The sequence below is a fragment of the Marinoscillum sp. 108 genome, assembly GCF_902506655.1.
In the GTDB taxonomy this organism is placed as follows: domain Bacteria; phylum Bacteroidota; class Bacteroidia; order Cytophagales; family Cyclobacteriaceae; genus Marinoscillum; species Marinoscillum luteum.
Window position 1 is genome coordinate 1 of record NZ_LR734810.1, and the last position, 4,845, is coordinate 4,845.

Consider the following 4,845-nt stretch of genomic DNA (forward strand, 5'->3'; position numbering starts at 1 on the left):
GATCAGTCTCTACCCTGGCCAACCCGGATACGGATGGGGACGGTATACCGGACTTCCTCGATCTGGATAGTGACAATGATGGCATCACAGACCTGCTCGAAGCAGGAGGAAATGACTACAATGGAGACGGAAAACTCGACTCCTTCGGGGATACTGATGGTGACGGGCTGGGCAACTCCGTGGATGTGGACAATGGCGGAACACCGCTCACTATTCCAAATACTGATGGTACCGGGCGACCCAACTATATCGATACGGACTCGGAAGATGATAACATCCCGGATTTTGAAGAAGGATTCTATGAAGCTGGACCTACCAACTACCAAACCTCTTACATCAACAGGGTCACTGCTTACAATGCCGCCAACGCTGCCACCTCCAACACCCTCTACCCTACTGGTGACACCAGTCCGGCTGATGGCACACCTGACTACCTCAATGACTCAGATGGAGATGGGATACCCAACCTGCTTGATCCACAGAGTGCCTACTTCCTGGATGATGATGGTGATGGGTTGATCAACCTTTTTGATCCTAATCAGAATGGGGATTTCTATGGTAACGTCAATGGTGTACCCGACCGGGATGATGATGGCACACCCAACATCCTGGATGGCTCAGATGTGCCGCTCCCGCTTGATTTCATTGCATTCTCAGGTACCGTTCAAAACGAAAATGTAAACCTCAAATGGACCACTGCCAATGAAGTCAATGTCAGCCACTTCGACGTGCTACACAGCACCGGAGGCAGCAAAGACTTCAAAGTAATAGGCTCCGTACAGGCTGTCAATATCAAGGAGCTGGTCAATAATTATCAGTTTACCCACCAGAATGCACCTGATGGGTACAACTTCTACCGAATCAGAGAAGTAGATCTGGATGGATATGAAGGGTTCACAGAAATCATCAATGTGGTGATGGAAGCCTCTAATATCAGCTGGACCATCTACCCTAACCCTGCTCAGGATCACCTGTCCATCAGGTCTACGGTGATCATCCCAGATAGCAGGGTGATGATCCTCGATGTGACCGGCAGAACCATCTATGACCAACATGTGAGTTTTGAGTCAAAAGAGGCCATACTCGACCTCTCGAAACTTGGCGCAGGTGTGTATCACGTCATCATCGAACTACCCGATTCCAAAAAGTCCTTTAGGGTGATGAAGAAGTAATCAAAGCAGTCAAACAGGATAAAGACGGGGCTCATTTTACAATGAGTCCCGTTTTTTTTTGACTTTTTTTTAACAGCTCATCTCCCCAACAAACATTAAAGGAAACCAACTCAAAATCCCCTCAGTATTGAATCAAAAATCCCAAGAATCATCAAGCATCTCTGTTAGTTCTATCTAACTGATTATCAATCACATTCCTCACAATTTATCTCCATTATTCTTCCCTCAATAAGTCTTAATTCTAAGTCAAAAACATCACTCACATTACTTATTGAGCACTAATCTTTTGGTTAAAATACCATATCATAAAACGTATTGAGGTACATACTATCACCAATGTTTTACCAGTATATTCCAATATTGTCGCAATAATTTAATATTTTAATACACACAACTCGTTCCACTATGTAAAATATTGGCTAACAAACATGAATTATGTTACGAACCCTGCTGCTACTCACTTTCTCCTCCCTTTTCCTTCATACCATACATGCTGAGGGTTCAAAGAATCTGACACCTGCCTATGGTGCCGGAGATGGCACCACCAATAACAACTTTATTGGCTTCTTGTGTCATTCCCAGGAAGGTGGAATTACGGGAAACTTTTTGGAACCCGGCGCCTCTGCTGACGAAAGGCTATACATCTATGTAAAACAAGGTGAAACGCTCTACATGGGGCTACGGAGAATAGATCCTGTCACTAACGATGAATTACGTCATGAGGATCTGACCATTGTTATCCGAGAAAATGATGGCACCCTTGTTACCTCGTTTACTCTAGATGATAATGACGCGGTAACAGATGCCGACGGTGATTCACAGGGATATCCATTCACCATTCCTCAAACAGGTGTCATTGAGTCCTACGCAGAAGTTTTAGCAGGCCCTGCAGCAGTGGTCGGTGCCTCAGGATACGATGCTCTTTCCTGGACCAACAACATTAGCGATCAGGAATACTATATAGAGTTTATCCAATTCGATGGTGGAAGCACCAACGGGGCCAATGATATAGGAGTTGAAAGCTGGTATGACTTATGGGACTTTTCCGTGTATGACGGATTAGAAGAAAAAGAAGGCCGGCTACATTCCAAAAACTGGGGATTTTCGGCGGGAAGCTATGACAATCAGTTCTCAGATGATTTTCAATTGTTCGTAAAAGTTCCATCAATAATCAGTGGTTCAAACACTGGAAACTATGTTAAATCACTAGATTTTGCTGGATTGCAGCCTTACACCACCTTGATTTATGCCAACTCTACAGGTGCGGCCCTCGGATCCACCTCAGATTTGAATGGAGATGGTACAATAGATTTTCTCGATGCCCGACGAACCCAGGCCGGTAATATAGGTGCTACAGAGTATGATATTTTCATCAACAATCCCGATGTAGAACTTTATCCCACTACTACACTTCCTGAAGTCACCATTACAGATGCCAATTTCTATTGCAATGCTTCTGGAACAGGCGGCGAGGGTGTGCTCTATTTTGAATCAAATCAGTCTGGAATCATTAGCATCATAATCGACTTGAATGGTGTATCAGGTTATCAGGACGGCACCACAGATGTCATCATTGAGCAAGAAATAGATGCATCCAGTGGGAGTGCCAAAGCCAGCATGAAATGGGACGGTCTGAACGGCCTAGGTGCAGCGGTTACGTCGGGAACTACCATCAACATTAGTGGAAGATTCACCGCGGCTCCCGTTCATTCACCACTGTTTGACCCGGAAATCAACGCTATAGGCATCAATATGCTGGACGTAAGACCCGCCACCAGCTTCGATCTCATCTATTGGGATGATCGGAGCGAGGGAGGAGTTGGGTCCTCTCCATCTACTGAACTCACCGGCTCCAATTCTTCTCAGCATACATGGACGGACGGAAACGGCCTTTTGGTCAATACCTGGTCATTTGGTTACTACCAAATCAACACTGAGAATGTAATTTTTTCCTATACCTGCGATCAGGATGGTGATGGGGTTACGGGCTCGGCAGATCTCGACTCTGACAACGACGGATTATCTGATGCAGACGAGGGGGACTACGACGCAGATACGGATGGAGATGGAATTCCGGACTATCTCGATCCGGACGTAGATGGGGATGGCGATGTAGATAGCAATGACAACTGGGCGGACACAAATGGCGATGGTATCAACGATAATTTCGACAATGATCTGGATGGTGTTCCAGATGCCATTGACTTGGACAATGACAATGATGGCATACCGGATATCGTAGAATTCGGATTGGCGGATAGTGATAATGACGGTCGAATAGATGGTTTTACTGATGCTAATGGTAACGGGTTAAATGACGCCCATGACCCGGCATGTGACGGTAATCCCACTACCATCAATGGAAATGCAACCAGCCAAACCAATACCAGCGTTACAAATGCGGATAACGCCACAGGAGCCCCCGACGGACTTTATGCCACCACCAATAATGCCGGCGATCAACTAAATCTTTACCTGGGCCAGACGGTACCAAGTAGCACTACCATCTACCTCAATATGAGGAGAGACGCAGGAACCGGCAACCTGGACATGACCATTAGTCGATCCTCTGATGGCGTCACCTATAATGGTGGTCAAACAGTAACCATCAATCAAAATACAACGGCTACCGATTACACTTATGTACTTCCTGCAAATTCAAGCTATATCAGGATACAACCCGCCGGAGCTACGGTCAGAAGAATTTACCACATCTCCTATTCATTTTCGCAGGCCAATCCATGCTCAGGAGGAATAGCACTGAATCCTCCGGACACAGACGCAGACGGTATCGATAACTACCGCGACCTGGACTCAGACAATGATGGCCTAGTAGATATCTACGAAGCTGGAGGCACAGCCAATACAACCACAGGACAGATTGCCGACTTTACAGATACCGATGGAAATGGACTCAATGATCAACAACAGATCGCAGCGCTCACCATCCCCGATTCAGATGGTGATGGATTTGATGATTACCTGGATATAGACAGTGACAATGATGGAATTCCTGACAATTTCGAAGGTCAGACAAGCAGTAGCCATGTGAATATTGCTACGGGAGACACCAATAATAATGGACTGCTAGATATCTATGATCCTAACAATGGAGGCACGATTATTAGTCCATTAGATACAGATAGCGATGGGATTTACGATTTTAGGGATACTGATGCCGATGGTGATGGAGTTAATGACATCATCGAAGCATGGGATTCTGATACAAACGGCTTTGCTGATTGGGATGCCACAGGAGCAGACAATGATATCACCAATGAAACAGGATATAATGTAGACGCAGACTCTGACGGACTTTGGGACATCTTTGACAACACCGCTTCTACAGGAATCGCTAACATCATCGGATCGGATGCTGTAATGCAAAACACCGATGGAGCAGACGAAAGCGACTGGCAGGATGATGATGACGACAATGACGGATCGCCCACGGCTGGAGAAGACACCAATGGAAATAATGACTGGACCGATGACTTTACTCAGGGACAGGGGGGTAGTGCAACCATCCCCGATTATCTCTTCAGGGGTGATTTCGATGGGGATGCCATCGCTGATAAAAATGATGCAGACTCTGACAATGATGGCATCACCGATGCTCAGGAGTCCAATGGTGAAGCCATTGACCCCAGCGGAGATGATGACAATGATGGTA

General features: G+C 46.0%; 1 protein-coding gene and 1 pseudogene. Both read left to right on the forward strand.

Going from position 1 to position 4,845, the window contains the following annotated elements:
• On the forward strand, window positions 1-1,172 hold a 1,172-nt coding region (locus GV030_RS15250; RefSeq protein ID WP_159583856.1), incomplete at its 5' end, for a T9SS type A sorting domain-containing protein.
• A 435-nt stretch (window positions 1,173-1,607) separates the two neighbouring features.
• Window positions 1,608-4,845 (forward strand): annotated as a pseudogene (locus tag GV030_RS15255) (hypothetical protein); the annotation flags it as partial.